We start from the raw sequence: 15,820 nt of genomic DNA on the forward strand, positions 1-15,820 counted from the left end.
TCCACGGCGAAGGCGCGGAGGTTGGCGCGGGCCACGGCGACCGTCAGCGGATCGAGGTCGACGCCGCGACCCGCGACCCCGGCCCTGGCCCGGTGCAGGAGGTCGCCGCCGATGCCGCAGCCCAGCTCCAGGACGGGTCCGGTGAACCGGCCGGCACGGTAGCGGGCGACGGAGGCGCGGGTGGACTGCTCGAGCCCGTGCGGCGTGAAGTACATGCGGGCGGCGTCCTGGCCGAACTTGGCTGCGGCGCGCTGCCGGAGCCGCACCTGGGTGAGTGCGGCGGACACCAGTGACGCGGAGTGATCCCTGCGCAGCCTGGTGGCCGACCGGAGCAGCCCCTTCTCGGACGTATCGGACTCCATCGCTGAGAGCAGAACGTCCTGGCCGGAGGGGGTCAGCAGCTCCTCGAATCCGTCGATCTCCATAATGGACACCGTAAGGGCCGCCGTTCACCGAGAGTCCGGTTGACTGGGTCCAGGTCACGGCATAATCTCCATGACTGGCACTCTCCTAGTGTGAGTGCCAACAGCGACGAGCCCGGTCTGGCACCCGCGACGACAGGCCGGTCGGAAGTCGCCTCCTGACTGACAAAGTTATCTTCAAGATCACAATCAAAGGGGAGGTTTCGACATGTCGACCGCCACCAAGGTTGTTCTCAAGCCGCTCGAGGACCGGATCGTGGTCCAGCCCCTCGAGGCCGAGACCACCACCGCCTCCGGCCTGGTCATCCCTGACACCGCCAAGGAGAAGCCCCAGGAGGGCACCGTTCTCGCCGTCGGACCCGGCCGGGTCGACGACAAGGGCGCCCGTGTTCCGCTCGACGTCGCCGTCGGCGACGTCGTCCTGTACTCCAAGTACGGCGGCACCGAAGTCCGTTACAGCGGCCAGGACTACCTCGTCCTCTCCGCCCGCGACGTTCTCGCGATCGTAGAGAAGTAGCCCAGCCACAAGCTGTGCGCTCCGCCCCGGCGGCCCGTCTGGGCGGCCGGGGCGTTGCGCTTTTGACAACGAGGGAAATCCCAGAACATGGCCAAGATCCTGGAGTTCGACGAGGACGCCCGCCGCGCCCTCGAGCGGGGCGTCAACGCTCTCGCCGACGCCGTCAAGGTGACGATCGGCCCGCGCGGCCGCAACGTCGTCATCGACAAGAAGTTCGGCGCGCCCACCATCACCAACGACGGTGTCACCATCGCCCGCGAGGTCGAGCTGGAGAACCCGTACGAGAACCTGGGCGCTCAGCTCGTCAAGGAAGTCGCCACCAAGACCAACGACGTCGCCGGTGACGGCACCACGACGGCGACGGTCCTGGCGCAGGCGCTGGTCCGCGAGGGCCTGCGCAACGTCGCCGCCGGCGCTTCCCCGCTGGGCCTCAAGCGCGGCATCGACATCGCCGCCAAGCACGTCTCCGACCTGCTGCTGAAGTCGGCCACCGAGGTCGGCGACAAGGCCGCCATCGCGAACGTCGGCGCGATCTCCGCGCAGGACACCGTGATCGGCGAGCTGATCGCCGAGGCGTTCGACAAGGTCGGCAAGGACGGTGTCATCACCGTCGAAGAGGCCCACACCTTCGGCATGGAGCTGGAGTTCACCGAGGGCCTGCAGTTCGACAAGGGCTACCTGTCGCCGCACATGGTGACCGACCCCGAGCGCATGGAGGCCATCCTCGATGACGCCTACGTGCTCGTCGTCGAAGGCAAGATCAGCTCGGTCAACGAGTTCCTGCCGCTCGCCGAGAAGGTCGCGCAGTCCAAGAAGGCGCTGCTGGTCATCGCCGAGGACGTCGAGGGCGAGGCCCTGGCCCTGCTCGTCGCGAACAAGATCCGCGGCACGTTCCTGTCCGTGGCCGTCAAGGCTCCGGGCTTCGGCGACCGCCGCAAGGCGATGCTCGGCGACATCGCGATCCTGACCGGCGGCCAGGTCGTGTCCGAGGCCATCGGCCTCAAGCTCGACTCCGTCGGCCTGGACGTGCTCGGCCAGGCCCGCCGGATCACCGTCACCAAGGACTCCACCACCATCGTGGACGGCCTCGGCGACGCCCAGGCGATCTCCGACCGGGTCCGCCAGATCAAGGTCGAGATCGACAACAGCGACTCCGACTGGGACCGCGAGAAGCTGCAGGAGCGGCTCGCGAAGCTCGCCGGCGGCGTGTGCGTGCTCCGCGTGGGCGCGGCCACCGAGGTCGAGCTCAAGGAGAAGAAGCACCGGCTCGAGGACGCGATCTCCGCGACCCGTGCCGCGATCGAGGAGGGCATCGTCTCCGGCGGCGGCTCCGCGCTCGCGCACGTGTCCAAGGACGGCTTCGAGTCCCTCGGCCTGACCGGCGACGAGGCCACCGGCGCCGAGGCGCTGCGCCGCTCGCTGGTCGAGCCGCTGCGCTGGATCGCCGAGAACGCCGGCCAGGAAGGCTACGTCGTCGTCGCCAAGGTGCAGGAGCTGCCCGCCGGCTCCGGCTACAACGCGGCGACCGACACCTACGGCGACCTCAAGGCCCAGGGCGTCATCGACCCGGTCAAGGTCACCCGCTCGGCCGTCACCAACGCCGCCTCCATCGCGGGGATGCTCCTCACCACCGAGGTGCTCGTCGTGGAGCGGCCCGAGGAAGAGGCCCCCGCCGCGGGCGGCGGCCACGGGCACGGCCACGGTCACTGAGCACCGGCCCTCGCGGCCCGCTCGGCACTGATCACGAATACCCCCGGTGGCTCGGCCACCGGGGGTATTCGCGTCTTTCGTACGTCCTGTGCTCGCACTGTGACCATTCTGTTGTCGTCGACTGTGAAGACATCGACCACTGGGCTGGGCATAGTGCTCTACGTGACGGAGGCTGCGATCGTCGGGACCGAGGCCGTGCACGTGGTGGTGCCGCGGCCGTCCCGCAATGATGAGAGCGAGCCTGACCTGCGAGAACTGGCGACTCTCGCGGTGCAGGGGGATACGGGGGCCACCGAGGTCCTCATCGGGCAGGTTCGGCCGATGGTGGTGCGTTACTGCAGGGCACGTCTGGGACGCGTGTCAGGGCAGTACCACGCGGCCGACGACGTGGCACAGGAGGTGTGCATAGCGGTTCTGTCGGCGCTGCCGCGCTACCGCGACATGGGACGGCCGTTCGCGTCGTTCGTGTTCGGGATCGCGGCCCACAAGATCGCGGACGCGCTGCGCAGCGCGATCCGGACGGCCGTGCCGACCGAGGACCTTCCGGACGGCCCCGACGAGCGGCCGGGCCCGGAGGAGACCGCGATCCGGTACCTCGAGGCCGAGCAGGCCCGCGACCTGCTGGACAGGCTGCCGGAGCAGCAGCGGGAACTGGTGCTGCTGCGGGTGGTCGCCGGGCTGTCGGCCGAGGAGACCGGTAATGTGCTCGGCATGACCGCGGGCGCCGTACGGGTGGCGCAGCACCGGGCGCTCGCTCGCCTGCGTGCCATGGCGGTGGCGATGGAGGAGTCGGGCACTTGACGAGCGCCGGGGAGACCGAACCGGTCGACCTCCCCTCCCTGCGCGCCACCGACGCCCTGTTCGACCGGCTCGCCGAACGCGCCCCCGACCCGTCGGGGGATCATGACGCGGCCGTCCGGCTGCTCCGCTCCCTGCTCGACGATCTCGACCGGGTGCCGGGCTCCGCCGGTGAGGCGGCTTTCGGGCTGGCCGAGCCCGTCGACCTGCGGCAGCGCCGCCGGTCCTCACGGGGGGTGCGGACGGCGGTGGCGGTGGGCGTCGCTTCGGCGGTGCTCGCGACGACGGGGGTGGCGGCCGCGGGCGGCGGCTGGCCTGACCGCGACGAACCGACCCGCTCGTCCCCGCACAACAGCACCAGCACGCCCCGGCTCCAGCCCAAGCGCGCCGCGAAGACCCCTCCGGCGCCCGCCCCGCAGAAAACACCCGAGCCGCCCAAGGCCGTCCAGCCGAAGCCCACGCCGATACCGTCTCCGATGCCGACGAAGAAGACCCAGCAGCCGGTCTTCCCCTCCGGCGCGGTCCAGCAGTCCGCCGACGAGATCAGAGAGATCGTCGAACAGCACCTACGCGACGGCTCCTGGCGCTGACGCCGAGCTCACGTCACCTGCGCTCTTGCATCTGGCCGAGCAGCGTCTGCGGGCGGCACGTGACGCTGACGCCCGCCAAGGCCACGTCGCCTACGCTCCTGCATCCGGCAGCAAGGCGCGCCGTCGCTCTAGAGCCCCCGGTGGCCGGTGCGCAGCGCTAAGAGCGCCCCTCTTCGGAGTCGATGACGCCGTCGACGTAGCCGCGGGCGTAGTCCCAGGTGACGTAGTCGATGGGGTCGGGGTTCAGCGCGGGTTCGTGGACCCGGGGCTGGCCCTCGTCGAGGAGGTGGTGGAGGTTGCCGCGCAGGAGCTCCCAGTCGATGTAGTGAGTCTTGCCACAGTCCTCACAGTCGACGGTCAGCCCGCGCACCCCCAGGGGTTCCAGCAGGGTCCGGAACACTTCGAGGTCGGCGAGATCCGCGAGCACGTCCTCACGCTCGGCCGCGCTGAGCGGCGCGATCTCTTCGAGCTCGCCGAGGGCGGCGGCCGGGTCGTCCGGGTCGCCGGCGAAGGGGTCGAGCGGCGCTTCGTCGTGCACACCCCCAAACTACTGCGGATATGCCGGTCGCTCGCAACCGTCCACAGGATGGCTTTTCTCAAATGATCGAAGAGGGGAACGCGCAGGTCTTGGGAGTTGTTAGGCCTACGATGGGTTTCAATTGCCGCCGCTACGGAAGGTCGATCATGGCTGTGCCTGCAAATTCTTGGGCTGTGGACACGGACAAGTTCGCCCCGGCGGGCCTGACCTTCGACGACGTGCTGCTGCTTCCGGGCTATTCGGACATGCAGCCGGGTGACGCCGACACCACGACGCGTCTTTCCAAGGGGATCAGCCTGCGGATGCCGTTGCTGTCGAGCGCGATGGACACCGTGACCGAGGCGCGGATGGCGATCGCGATGGCGCGGCAGGGCGGTGTGGGGGTCCTGCACCGGAACATGTCGATCGAGGACCAGGCGGCCGACGTCGACACCGTGAAGCGGTCCGAGGCAGGGATGATCACCAATCCGATCACCTGTTCGCCTTTCGCGACGCTCCGGGACGTCGAGGAGCTGTGCGCGCGGTACCGGATCTCCGGCGTGCCGGTCACCGACGAGCGCGGCGTGCTGCTGGGCATCGTCACCAACCGCGACACCCGGTTCGAGAGCGATCTGGACCGGCCCGTCCGCGAGGTGATGACGCCGATGCCGCTGGTGACGGCGCCCGAGCACGTCACCCGGGAGGAAGCGTTCGCGCTGCTGGCCAGCAACAAGATCGAGAAGCTGCCGTTGATCGACGGTGAGGGCCGGCTGCGCGGGCTGATCACCGTCAAGGACTTCACCAAGACCGAGCGTTACCCCGATGCCACCAAGGACCCCGAGGGCCGGCTGGTCGTCGCGGCCGCGGTCGGTGTGGGCGAGGACGCCGTCAAGCGGGCTCAGGCGCTGATCGAGGCCGGGGTCGACGCGATCATCGTGGACGTCGCCCAGGGGCACTCCAAGGGCGTCGCCGACACCATCGGCAAGATCAAGGCCAACTCGCGGGTCCAGGTGATCGGCGGGAACATCGCCACCTACGACGGGGCGAAGATGCTGGTCGACGCCGGGGCGGACGGCGTCAAGGTGGGGGTCGGGCCCGGCTCGATCTGCACCACCCGCGTCGTGGCCGGGGTCGGTGTGCCGCAGCTCACCGCGATCTACGAGGCGGCGCGCGCCGCCCGTCCGGCCGGGGTGCCGGTGATCGGCGACGGCGGCCTGCAGTACTCCGGCGACATCGGCAAGGCCATCGCGGCCGGCGCCGACACCGTCATGCTCGGCTCGCTGCTCGCCGGAGTGGACGAATCGCCGGGCGAGCTGATCTTCGTGCACGGCAAGCAGTACAAGGCGTACCGGGGCATGGGGTCGCTGGGCGCCATGCGCAACCGCGAGCGCGGCGGCAAGTCCTACTCCAAGGACCGCTACGCCCAGGCCGACGTCGCCACCGACAACCTGATCCCCGAAGGCGTCGAAGGGCAGGTGCCCTACCGCGGCCCGCTGGCCTCGGTCGCCCACCAGCTCGTCGGCGGGCTGCACCAGTCGATGTGGTACACCGGCTCGCGCACCATCCCCGACCTGCAGGCCAACGGCCGGCTCATGCAGATCACCTCGGCCGGGCTCAAGGAGTCGCACCCCCACGACATCCAGATGACGGTCGAAGCCCCCAACTACCAGGGCCGATAGCCCGGGGCCACCGGGGCAGCCGCTAGAATCGGGTGTAATCAACTCCACTTGAAGGGTTAACCGGTGGCTGCTGAGGTTGAGATCGGGCGAGGCAAGAGCGGCCGCAGGGCCTACGCGCTCGACGAGATCGGGATCGTTCCGTCCCGTCGCACGCGCGACCCCGAGGAGGTCAGCGTCGCCTGGCAGATCGACGCCTACCGCTTCGAGATCCCGGTGCTCGTCGCGCCGATGGACAGCGTGATGAGCCCGGCGACCGCCATCGCCGTCGGCAACCTCGGCGGGCTCGGCGTCCTCGACCTCGAAGGTCTGTGGACGAGGTATGAGGACCCGCTGCCGCTGCTCGCCGAGATCGCGTCGCTGGACGACGCCCGCGCCACCCAGCGGCTCCAGGAGGTGTACTCCGCGCCGATCAAGGAAGAGCTGATCGGGCAGCGGATCGCCGAGATCCGCGACAGCGGGGTGACGGTCGCCGCGTCGCTGTCGCCGCAGCGGACGGCGAAGTACTACAAAGCGGTCGTGGACGCCGGGGTCGACCTGTTCGTGATCCGCGGCACGACCGTCTCGGCCGAGCACGTGTCGGGGCGGGCCGAACCGCTGAACCTCAAGCAGTTCATCTACGACCTCGACGTGCCGGTGATCGTCGGCGGATGCGCCACCTACCAGGCGGCCCTGCACCTGATGCGGACGGGCGCGGCGGGCGTGCTCGTCGGGTTCGGCGGCGGGTCGGCGCACACCACCAGCGGGGTGCTGGGCGTCGCGATCCCGATGGCCACGGCCGTCGCGGACGTCGCGGCCGCCCGCAAGGACTATCTGGACGAATCCGGCGGCCGGTATGTGCACGTGATCGCGGACGGCGGGATGCGGGCGTCCGGCGACATCGCCAGGGCCATCGCCTGCGGCGCCGACGCCGTCATGATCGGCTCGCCGGTCGCGCGGGCCACCGAGGCGCCGGGACGCGGCTACCACTGGGGCTCCGAGGCCCACCACGGCGACGTGCCGCGCGGCACCCGGCTCGACCTCGGCACCATCGGGACGCTCGAGCAGATCCTGTACGGGCCGTCGCACGTCGCCGACGGGTCGATGAACCTGATCGGCGCGCTCAAACGGGCCATGGCCACCTCGGGGTACACCGAGGTCAAGGACTTCCAGCGCGTCCAGGTCGTCGTCACGGACTGAGGCGCGGGGCAGAGCGGCCGGGGCCTTCGGGCTTCGGCCGCTTTTCCGTCGCTGCGGGTAGGGTGCCGGGCATGACGCTGCTCGGTAAGGGCCAGAACCTTTCGTTGCCCGCCGCCGACCTCGACGTCCGGCTGGCGTGGACTGTCGGGGGCGGGCGGGAGATCGACGTTTCGGCGCTGCTCGTCGGGGCGTCCGGGAAGGTCTCCTCCGACGACGACTTCGTCTTCTACAACCAGCCGGAGGCCGCCGCCGGCGCGGTGCGGCTGGTCGCGCACGGGCCCGGGATCCAGGGGTTCGCGGTGCGGCCGGGGGCGTTGCCCGAGTCCGTCGATCGGGTGGTGCTGGCGGCGTCCGTTGACAGCGGGACCTTCGCGGGCGTCGCGGGAGTGCGGCTCGGCGTGTGGGCGCAGGACGGCCCCCTGGTCGCCGAGTTCCCCGTCGACGGCCTCACCACCGAGACCCTGATCCTGCTCGGCGAGATCTACCGCAGGACCCGCCCCGACGGCGTCCGCGAATGGAAGGTCCGCGCCGTCGGCCAGGGCTACGACACCGGCCTGGCCGGCCTGGCCACCGACTACGGCGTCACCATCGAACCCCCCACGCCCCCACCCCCCGCCCAACCACCCCACACCCACCCCCAACACGGCCAGCCCACGCCACCACAGTTCGGCCAGCCACCCCAGGCCCTGCCGCAGTACGGCCAGCCCGGGTCGCCGCAGTTCGGCCAGCCGTCTCAGGGCCAGCCGTACGGGCAGCCGCCTCAGGCGTCGCAGCCGCAGTACGGGCAGGGGGTTTCTGGGGTGGGGCGGGAGGGGGATGGGGATGTGGCCGGGTTGCCGGTGGAGATGCGGAAGCGGGTGTCGTTGAGTAAGCAGGCGGCCGGTGTGGTGTTGGAGAAGAAAGGGCTGGTGGGGGTCAGGGCTCGGGTGGGGTTGGTGCTGGACGGGTCGGGGTCGATGGCGATGCTGTACTCGCGGGGGACGGTGGGGCGGGTCGTGGAGCGGATGGCGGCGGTCGCGGCGCAGCTCTCCGTGGACGGGTCGATGGCGGCGTGGGCGTTCGCGAGCGACGCGAAACGGCTGCCGGCGCTACGCGTCCCGGAACTGGCGTGGTGGATCGACGCGAACGTCAAACTCGGCACCAAGCACGGGCTGACAGAGAACGCGCCCAAGCGGGGGCTGCGGCTCAAACGGGACTCGCTGGGGTTCGCGAACAACGAACCCGCCGTCATCCGCGATCTGATCGACTTCTACCGGCAGTCGCCGCCGGGCCCGCCGGTCCTCGTCCTGTTCTTCTCCGACGGCGGCATCTACAAGGACCGCGAGATCAGCCAGCTCCTCATCGAGGCGTCCCATCTGCCCATCTTCTGGCAGTTCATCGGCCTCGGCAACGCCAACTACGGCGTCCTCGAACGGTTCGACACCATGCCGGGCCGCCGCGTCGACAACGCCGGTTTCTTCAGCGTCGACGACATCGACCGGATCTCCGACCCCGAACTCTACGACCGCCTCCTGTCCGAATTCCCCCTCTGGCTCCGCACCGCCACCACCGCCGGCATCCTCTAGGCCGTCGCCCTTGCCTTGAAGCGGGTGAAGTTCTCCGCCGGGGTGCCGTTGAGGAAGTACCAGGGCCCCTCGGTGACGAGGTTTCCGATGAGGTCGAAGGCTCTGCGGCCGTAGACGTGGTCGTCGGCGAGGGCGAACGCCATCGCGAAGTCGTTCAGGCTGACCGCGTTCAGCGGGGACGGACGGAACGACGGCGACATGATCGTCTGGTTGGCGGCGGCGCGCAGTTCGGCCTGGACGTCGGGACTGGCGAAGTGGTCGTCCCCGTCGTCGGCGAGCCATCTCTCGATATGCGCTTTGGGGATCAGGTCATGGAGGGAGGGGTTGCGCGCGGCGGACTCGCGGGCGAACGCGAACATCTCCTCATGGCTGCCCTTCCACTTCTGGCACAGGTAGGTGAGCATCGCGGAGTGCCCGGCCCTGCGCTCGGGGTCGGCCGCGACGGCACGGGCGAACCTCCGCTCGGCCTCGGCACGGTCGGCGCTCCTGGCCATGGCGAGCGTCACCAGGGCGGACCAGGCGGCGGCGTCGTTCGGATCGCGGTCGACGGCCTCGTCGAGACAGTCCTCGGCGGTCTTCAACCTGCGGAAGAACAGATGGAACTGCTCCTGCGACGTCTGGTTCGCGTACGCGGTGCCGCGTGCCTCCCAGGCCCAGCTGATCGCGCGGATCCCTTCGACGACCAGGGCGAGATTCGACCCCGGCTCCGCCCGGGAGATCCATTCCTCGACGCCGGGCACTTCCGAGGCATGCCAGAGCAGAAAGTTCCGCTCGGCGTGGCCGGAAGCCGCGGAGAGGATCGTGCGGGCGGTGGGCCAGTCGCGGGCGGTGAGTGCGGCGTGGAGGGCTCGGGCGGCGGGGTCCCCGAGGAACGGGTCCAGGACGAACGGCTGCTGGGACTTGCTTCTGCGGCGGAACAGGCCCATGTCGCGGAATCCTTTGATCGGGGAGATTTCGTGATCTTAGTGGGCTGGTCGGGAGGGCCGGAAGTGGGATATTTTTCCCGGCACCCCCATCAAGGAGCCCTTTTTGCGTGCCCTGTTGTCCCTTTTGATGCTGGCCGGATTCTTTCTGGTCGCGCTCGTCGAGCTGGTCGCCGCGTTCGTCGGAGTGATCCTGCTGCTCGACGGCAGCCACATTCCCGCGGGATACCACCTGCTCAAGCCCGTCGTCCTCTTGATCTTCGGTGGTGTCGGCCTCGGGCTCTGGCGCGCCGTCAAGGCCAAGGACGTGCCGCCGAACGGTGTGCGGGTGAGTCAGGCCGACGCGCCCGAGCTGTGGGCGACGGTCCGCGAGCTGGCCGCCGAGGTGCGGACCAGAGCGCCGAAGGAGATCGTGCTGATCGCGGACGTCAACGCCGCCGTCCACGAGCAGACCAGGCTGCTCGGCCTGATCGGCGGCAAACGGACCCTCGCCATCGGAGTCCCGCTGCTGCTCGGGCTGCGCGTCGACCAGATGCGGGCGGTGCTCGCGCACGAGCTCGGCCACTACTCGGGCAGGCACACCCGGCTGGCGGGCTCCGCCTACCGGGGCCGCCTGGCCATCGGGACGGCGCTCGGCGGGGTCTCCAACGCCAACGTCGCCGCCTGGCCGTTGAAGCTCTACGCGCGGCTCTACCTGCTGGTCGACAATGCCGTCTCACGCCGTCAGGAGCTGGAGGCCGACCGTGCGTCCGTTCGGCTCGCGGGACGGGACGCCGCCGCCTCCGCGCTGCGCGAGCTGCCCGTGCTCGACGCCGCCTACGGCTTCTACCTCGGCGCGTACGTCGAGGCCGGCTGGTCCGCTGGCCACACGCCCGACGACCTGTTCGCCGGGTTCGCGGCGCTGCTCGAAGCGCGCCGCGACGAACTGGAGGACCTCCGGGCGGAGGAGCCGGACGGGGAGGGCTCCCGCTGGGACACCCACCCGCCGATCGGCCGCCGGATCGAGACGATCATGGCGTCGCCCGAGGACGGCCGTCCCGCCGACGCACGTCCCGCCCAGCTGCTCCTCGCGGACCCGGCGGCCGTCCGGCAGCGCGCACAGCAGAACCTGATCAACGCGGCGGGCCGCACCCCGCTCCCGTGGCCGGACTTCACGAACGCGGCCCTGACCTCGCTCCGGCAGGCCGACGCCGACCGAGCGTTCCGTGCGATCGCGCGCTCCACCGGTCTGGCCAGGCCGGGGCTCGGTGACGTCCTGGAACTGATCGCCGCCGGCCGGCTCGCCGACTTCGCGCAGCCGCTGTTCCCCGACGCCACCCGCAAGGAGCTGCCGGGCGAGACCGTCCCGCTGCTGGCCGGGCTGATGGAGCTCGCCGCGCTCAACTCGGGGGTGCTGCGGTTCGTGCACTCGTGGTCGGGGCCCGCGGTCCTAGCCGCCGTGGACGGCGAGCTCGATCTCCGGCCGGTGGCGGAGCTCGCCGTCAGCGACCCGGCGGCCGCCCGGCTCCGCCTCACCGAGCTGGGGGTGCGGGTGGAATCCGCCGCCGTCCACGCGGTGACGGCGCCGGTCGCGGGCGCGGAGCTGATCGGCGGGATCGCCAACGTCAAGGTCGACGGGAACGACCACGATCTGCTGATCCTCACCACCGGGCTCATCCTGGTGGCCGGGGCCGGATCCACCGGCAAGGGGGAGAAGCGGCTCCGGGAACTGATCGAGGACTCCTCGCCCGAGAGCCTCGCCGCACGGTACGGCTATCTGCCGTACGAGGAGCTGGTGGACGCCGAGGTGCACCGGGAGATCCCGGTCAAGGCGACGCTCGTCCGCCATGACGGCCGACGGGTGGAACTGGCCGAGCGGCTGACCAGCGAGACCCTCACCAAGAAGTCGCAGGAGGCGCTGACCACGATGCTGAAGCGCGTCCATCTGGCGAACTGAGAACGGATCGTCAGCGGGTGAGGGGTTCGATGGTGGTGAGGGGGACGGCGGTGAAGCCGGTTTCGGCGGCTCGGGTGTAGGAGTTGCTGCCGGGGATTTCGGAGAGGGGGGCGGTGAAGGGGGTGGAGGGGAGGCCCTGGGCGGACCAGCAGCCGGCGGTGCTGAGGATCACCTGGCCGTTGACGAGGGGGGCCAGGCGGAGGCCCGGGCTGAGGCGGCGGGTAGGGGGGTCGGCTAGGCCGTTCGGCCAGAGGATGGCGAGGATTCCGCCGTCGGGGGACCAGATGGCGCCGGAGGGGCCGCCGGTGGCTGGGCCGGCCGGGCCGCGCTCGCCGGAGATCCAGGCTGTGATGCCGCTGCGGATCTTGGGGCCTGCGAGGGTGCGGACGGAGGTCAGCAGCATCTCGTCGAAGATCTGGTCGGTGGTGTTGGAACGGCCGGTCAGCTCGACGTGGCCGACGATGATCGAGGCGCCGGAGTCGAGGGCGTCATGGAAATCGTCCTTCAGGGGGCGGCCGGCGCAGCCGATGAGCATCCGGGCGGAGGCGGGTGCGGAGATGGAGACAGGTCCCGGTGAGGTGGTGACGGCCGGGGCCGGAACCTCCGGGGAGGGGCCGTCGCCGAGGGCCAGTGCGGCCGGGAGCAGGGCCAGGGCCGCCGCGGCCACCAGGACGCGCTTCAACCGCTCGTCCTGAGGGCGGCTCCGGGGAGGGAGCGGACGATCGTCTCCATGGAGCTGAAGTACACGTCGGACGTGCAGAACGCGCCGGTCCATTCGTGAATGCCGGAACAGCTGACCGCTTTCGAACCGCCCTGGATCATTCCGGCGGCATAGACCTGGCCGGTGCCGCCGAGCGTGATGACGGGGCCGCCGCTGTCGCCTTTCGCGGACGCGATCTGCCCGCCCTGGTGCACTCCGCGAAGGGTCGCGAAAACGCCCGTTCCGTCATTGAACGATTCCCACATGGACGTCACCTTGATATTGCAGTGGACTCCGGAATTGCCGCCGCTGGTGCACACATAGTCGTTCAGGCTGAGACGGCCGTAGCCGATGACGCGTTTGGTGTAGTCGGCGGTGTTCCACGCCCCGTCGAACACCAGGGCCGAGGACGCTCCGCTGTACACGCGCCCGCCGCCGTCGCCCGAGTTGGCGACGTAGGAGCCGTAGGGCCGCAGCCCGTCGTAGGTGACCCAGTCGCCGGCCTTGCAGTGCCGGGCGGTCGTCACCCGCGGCGTCCCGTTGATCGTGATCCCGAACCCGGTCGAGCACGCCTTCTTCCCGGCGGCGCTGAACATCAGCCCGCCCGCGTTGTACGGCGCGGTGTCGGCGCTCCTGGTGGCCGCCAACTGCAGCTCAGAGCCGCTTTCCACCCGAACCTCGACCCCTGCGACGCTGCCGGGCACCCCAGGCGTCTCCTTCGCGGCGCCTGGCCTGCGCCGCCCGTGGACGACGATCCCGTCGAACTCCGCGCTCACCCCGGTGACGTTGGTGACCTCGAACCCGGGCCAGTCCCCGCGCTCCACCCCGTCGAACACCGCCGCGACGGCCGCCTTCAACTCCGGCAGCGCATGGGTTCGCGGCCGCACGGAGACCCCGATGCCGCGCCGTGCCCCTTCGGCCGCGATCCTGCGCAGCAAAGGGGTCGGTTTCCCGGCCCACAGCAGTTCCGTGCGCAGATTCCGCGCGTCGTTCACCGATTCCACATATCCGCTGGAGTCCAGCCCGGGAAGGTCGGTGATCCAGCTTTTGAAATCGAGCAGCCGTCCCTGCCGGGCGAGGAATACGTGGCCCTTTTCCGCGATGAACGCGTCGATGAGCGACGAGTCGGCCGGCGGCCCGGGATCGGCGACGGCGGGAGCGGTTCCGAGCGGCAGGAGAAGGGATCCGAGAATGCCGCCGAACAGCGAACGCTTCTTCTTCGACATTCTCCGCTTTCCAGTTATCTCCGACAAGTCTCGCGATCATGGCACGGTCTGGGGTTTCCGTCCAGAGCGGGCCTTTCTGTGGGGAGGTTCACCCGGGCGCGGGTGTTGTGCGGGGCGGGGCGGGGGAAGGGACTACTCGGCGGTAGGGGTCGAGGGGGGGGGGGGCGCGTGGGCGGTTTGGGGAGTTCTCGGCTGGGGCCGCTGGAGCGGGTCAGAGCCCTGGGGGCGATGCAGGGCGAGGAGTTCGACGTCGTCGTGGTGGGCGGGGGGATCGTGGGGGCCGGGGTGGCGCTCGACGCCGTCACCCGCGGGTTGAAGGTGGCGCTGGTGGAGGCCAGGGACTTCGCGTCGGGCACCTCGTCACGGTCGTCGAAGCTGATCCATGGGGGACTGCGGTATCTGGAGCAGTACAACTTCGATCTGGTGCGGGAGGCGTTGACGGAGCGCGGGCTGCTGCTCCAGCGGATCGCCCCGCATCTGGTGCGCCCGGTGCCGTTCCTGTTCCCGATGACCCACCGCGTCTGGGAGCGGGCCTATGTGGGGGCCGGGGTGGCCCTGTACGACGCGCTTTCCCTGTCGATGGGCGCGCGCCGGGGCGTCCCGAACCACCGGCACCTCACCCGGCGGCAGGCGCTGAAAGTGGCGCCGTCGCTGCGGAAGGCCGCGTTCACCGGGGCGGTCCAGTACTGGGACGCCCAGGTCGACGACGCCCGCTACGTGATGATGGTGCTGCGGACGGCCGCCGGGTACGGCGCGCAGATCGCGTCACGGACCCAGTGCACCGGTTTCCTGCGGGAAGGGGAGCGCGTCACCGGCGTGCAGGTGCGCGATCTGGAGACCGGCGAGGGCCTGGAGGTGCGGGCCAAGCAGGTCGTGAACGCCACCGGCGTGTGGACCGACGACATCCAGGACCTGGTCGGCGGGCGGGGCCAGATCCATGTGCGGGCGTCCAAGGGCGTGCATCTGGTGGTGCCCAGGGACCGGATCCACAGCTCGTCGGGGATCATCCTGCGGACCGAGAAATCCGTGCTGTTCGTGATCCCGTGGGGCCGCCACTGGATCATCGGGACGACCGACACGACCTGGACGCTCGACCGCGCCCACCCCGCCGCCTCCGGCGCCGACATCCAGTACGTCCTCGACCATGTGAACGCGTTCCTGAACGTCCCGCTGACCCCCGACGACGTCGAGGGGGTCTACGCGGGGCTGCGTCCGCTGCTGAGCGGCGAGTCGGAGGAGACGTCGAAGCTGTCGCGGGAGCATGTGGTCGCGCATCCGGTGCCGGGACTGGTGATGATCGCCGGCGGGAAGTACACGACGTACCGGGTGATGGCGAAGGACGCCGTCGACGCCGTCGTCCACGGCCTGGACGGCAGGATCGCCCCGTCCTGCACCGACGGTGTGACCTTGGTGGGCGGTGAGGGGTTCGTCCCGCTCTGGAACTCCCGCTACCGGTTGGCGGCCCGCTCCAAACTGCACGTCGCGCGGATCGAGCATCTGCTCCGCCGGTACGGCACCCTCATCGACGATCTGCTGGAACTGATCGCCGAACGTCCCGATCTGGCGCGTCCGCTGACCGGCGCCGACGACTATCTGCGCGCCGAGATCGTCTACGCGGCCACCCATGAGGGCGCCCGCCACCTCAACGACGTCCTGGCGCGCCGCACCCGGATCTCCATCGAGCTGTGGGACCGCGGTGTCGGCGTCGCCGAGGAGGCCGCGGCCCTGGTCGCCCCGATTCTCGGCTGGACGGACGAGCAGACCAGCCGCGAGATCGAGTACTACACCAAACGGGTCGAGGCCGAACGCCTCTCCCAGCTCTCCCAGGACGACCAGGAGGCCGACGCCCGCCGCCGCGGCGCCCCCGACATCGTCGCGGTGCTCCGAGCGCGCAAGCCGGCGGGGTCCCCGCCGGCCGCGGGAGCCTAGGCCGTGTCTTATGAATCTTCGGTCCTACTGCGCGACGCCCAGGCACGCACCTCGGGGGCTTGTCGTCGGTCACCAGCCAACCAGGCTGGCTCCCTCCTCCGCACCCCCGAGGCACGCACCTGACCGCCGCTC

Annotated in this window: 13 protein-coding genes and 1 pseudogene; 9 read left to right on the forward strand and 5 right to left on the reverse strand. The window is 70.4% G+C overall.

The genetic code is table 11. From position 1 onward, the window contains the following. Nucleotides 1-425: pseudogene (locus tag ACYVE7_RS15020) on the reverse strand (SAM-dependent methyltransferase); the annotation flags it as partial. Nucleotides 426-630: 205 nt separating this feature from the next. Between ACYVE7_RS15020 and groES the strand changes: the two are divergent. From groES to ACYVE7_RS15040, 4 genes are all read left to right on the forward strand, one after another. After that, the gene (gene groES, locus ACYVE7_RS15025; RefSeq protein WP_460365302.1) at nt 631-939 is read left to right on the forward strand and encodes a co-chaperone GroES; all 309 of its coding nucleotides are present in this window, start codon (nt 631-633) and stop codon (nt 937-939) included. Between the two features lie 87 nt (nt 940-1,026). Further along, nucleotides 1,027-2,649 (forward strand): chaperonin GroEL, encoded by a 1,623-nt coding sequence (groL, locus tag ACYVE7_RS15030; RefSeq protein ID WP_460365303.1) that lies wholly within the window; start codon nt 1,027-1,029, stop codon nt 2,647-2,649. 204 nt (nt 2,650-2,853) lie between these two features. Then, nucleotides 2,854-3,450 (forward strand): sigma-70 family RNA polymerase sigma factor, encoded by a 597-nt coding sequence (locus tag ACYVE7_RS15035; RefSeq protein ID WP_460365313.1) that lies wholly within the window; start codon nt 2,854-2,856, stop codon nt 3,448-3,450. After that, a complete protein-coding gene (locus ACYVE7_RS15040; RefSeq protein ID WP_460365304.1) occupies nt 3,447-4,037 on the forward strand; it encodes a hypothetical protein in 591 nt (196 codons plus the stop codon). The genes ACYVE7_RS15035 and ACYVE7_RS15040 overlap by 4 nt, the downstream gene beginning before the upstream one ends. 157 nt (nt 4,038-4,194) lie before the next feature. Here ACYVE7_RS15040 and ACYVE7_RS15045 read toward each other — a convergent pair whose 3' ends face one another. Further along, a complete protein-coding gene (locus ACYVE7_RS15045; protein ID WP_460365305.1) occupies nt 4,195-4,575 on the reverse strand; it encodes a DUF5319 domain-containing protein in 381 nt (126 codons plus the stop codon). Nucleotides 4,576-4,721: 146 nt separating this feature from the next. Here ACYVE7_RS15045 and guaB point away from each other — a divergent pair, with 146 nt between their 5' ends. From guaB to ACYVE7_RS15060, 3 genes are all read left to right on the forward strand, one after another. Continuing rightward, nucleotides 4,722-6,233 carry an IMP dehydrogenase gene (guaB, locus tag ACYVE7_RS15050; RefSeq protein WP_460365306.1) on the forward strand — a complete coding sequence of 504 codons (1,512 nt, stop codon included), beginning with the start codon at nt 4,722-4,724 and terminating at the stop codon, nt 6,231-6,233. Between the two features lie 63 nt (nt 6,234-6,296). Beyond that, nucleotides 6,297-7,409: a GuaB3 family IMP dehydrogenase-related protein gene (locus tag ACYVE7_RS15055; RefSeq protein ID WP_460365307.1), complete on the forward strand. Its 1,113-nt coding sequence runs from the start codon at nt 6,297-6,299 to the stop codon at nt 7,407-7,409. Between the two features lie 71 nt (nt 7,410-7,480). Beyond that, nucleotides 7,481-8,974 carry a vWA domain-containing protein gene (locus ACYVE7_RS15060; RefSeq protein ID WP_460365308.1) on the forward strand — a complete coding sequence of 498 codons (1,494 nt, stop codon included), beginning with the start codon at nt 7,481-7,483 and terminating at the stop codon, nt 8,972-8,974. Here the strand turns inward: ACYVE7_RS15060 and ACYVE7_RS15065 are convergent. Continuing rightward, entirely contained in the window at nt 8,971-9,900 is a 930-nt protein-coding gene (locus ACYVE7_RS15065) for a hypothetical protein (protein ID WP_460365309.1), read from the reverse strand. The two genes, ACYVE7_RS15060 and ACYVE7_RS15065, sit on opposite strands and share 4 nt — an antisense overlap. 103 nt (nt 9,901-10,003) lie before the next feature. Between ACYVE7_RS15065 and ACYVE7_RS15070 the strand changes: the two genes are divergently transcribed. Continuing rightward, entirely contained in the window at nt 10,004-11,833 is a 1,830-nt protein-coding gene (locus ACYVE7_RS15070) for a M48 family metallopeptidase (protein WP_460365310.1), read from the forward strand. Nucleotides 11,834-11,843: 10 nt separating this feature from the next. On the opposite strand, the gene ACYVE7_RS15075 is transcribed toward ACYVE7_RS15070, so the two are convergent. Then, nucleotides 11,844-12,515: a hypothetical protein gene (locus ACYVE7_RS15075; RefSeq protein WP_460365311.1), complete on the reverse strand. Its 672-nt coding sequence runs from the start codon at nt 12,513-12,515 to the stop codon at nt 11,844-11,846. Continuing rightward, complete coding sequence (locus ACYVE7_RS15080; RefSeq protein WP_460365312.1) at nt 12,512-13,759, reverse strand: chymotrypsin family serine protease; 1,248 nt, start codon at nt 13,757-13,759, stop codon at nt 12,512-12,514. Before ACYVE7_RS15080 ends, ACYVE7_RS15075 begins: the two co-directional genes overlap by 4 nt. Before the next feature lie 228 nt (nt 13,760-13,987). Between ACYVE7_RS15080 and glpD the strand changes: the two genes are divergently transcribed. Beyond that, complete coding sequence (glpD, locus tag ACYVE7_RS15085; RefSeq protein WP_460365314.1) at nt 13,988-15,688, forward strand: glycerol-3-phosphate dehydrogenase; 1,701 nt, start codon at nt 13,988-13,990, stop codon at nt 15,686-15,688. The last annotated feature ends 132 nt before the right edge of the window (nt 15,689-15,820 follow it).

Source organism: Actinocorallia lasiicapitis, from assembly GCF_054778695.1.

Coding starts and splice junctions, on each gene's coding strand:
- guaB (WP_460365306.1), top strand. CDS start 4,722: ATGGCTGTGCCTGCAAATTCTTGGGCTGTGGACACGGACAAGTTCGCC.
- glpD (WP_460365314.1), top strand. CDS start 13,988: ATGCAGGGCGAGGAGTTCGACGTCGTCGTGGTGGGCGGGGGGATCGTG.
- ACYVE7_RS15060 (WP_460365308.1), top strand. CDS start 7,481: ATGACGCTGCTCGGTAAGGGCCAGAACCTTTCGTTGCCCGCCGCCGAC.
- groES (WP_460365302.1), top strand. CDS start 631: ATGTCGACCGCCACCAAGGTTGTTCTCAAGCCGCTCGAGGACCGGATC.
- ACYVE7_RS15065 (WP_460365309.1), bottom strand. CDS start 9,900: ATGGGCCTGTTCCGCCGCAGAAGCAAGTCCCAGCAGCCGTTCGTCCTG.
- groL (WP_460365303.1), top strand. CDS start 1,027: ATGGCCAAGATCCTGGAGTTCGACGAGGACGCCCGCCGCGCCCTCGAG.
- ACYVE7_RS15080 (WP_460365312.1), bottom strand. CDS start 13,759: ATGTCGAAGAAGAAGCGTTCGCTGTTCGGCGGCATTCTCGGATCCCTT.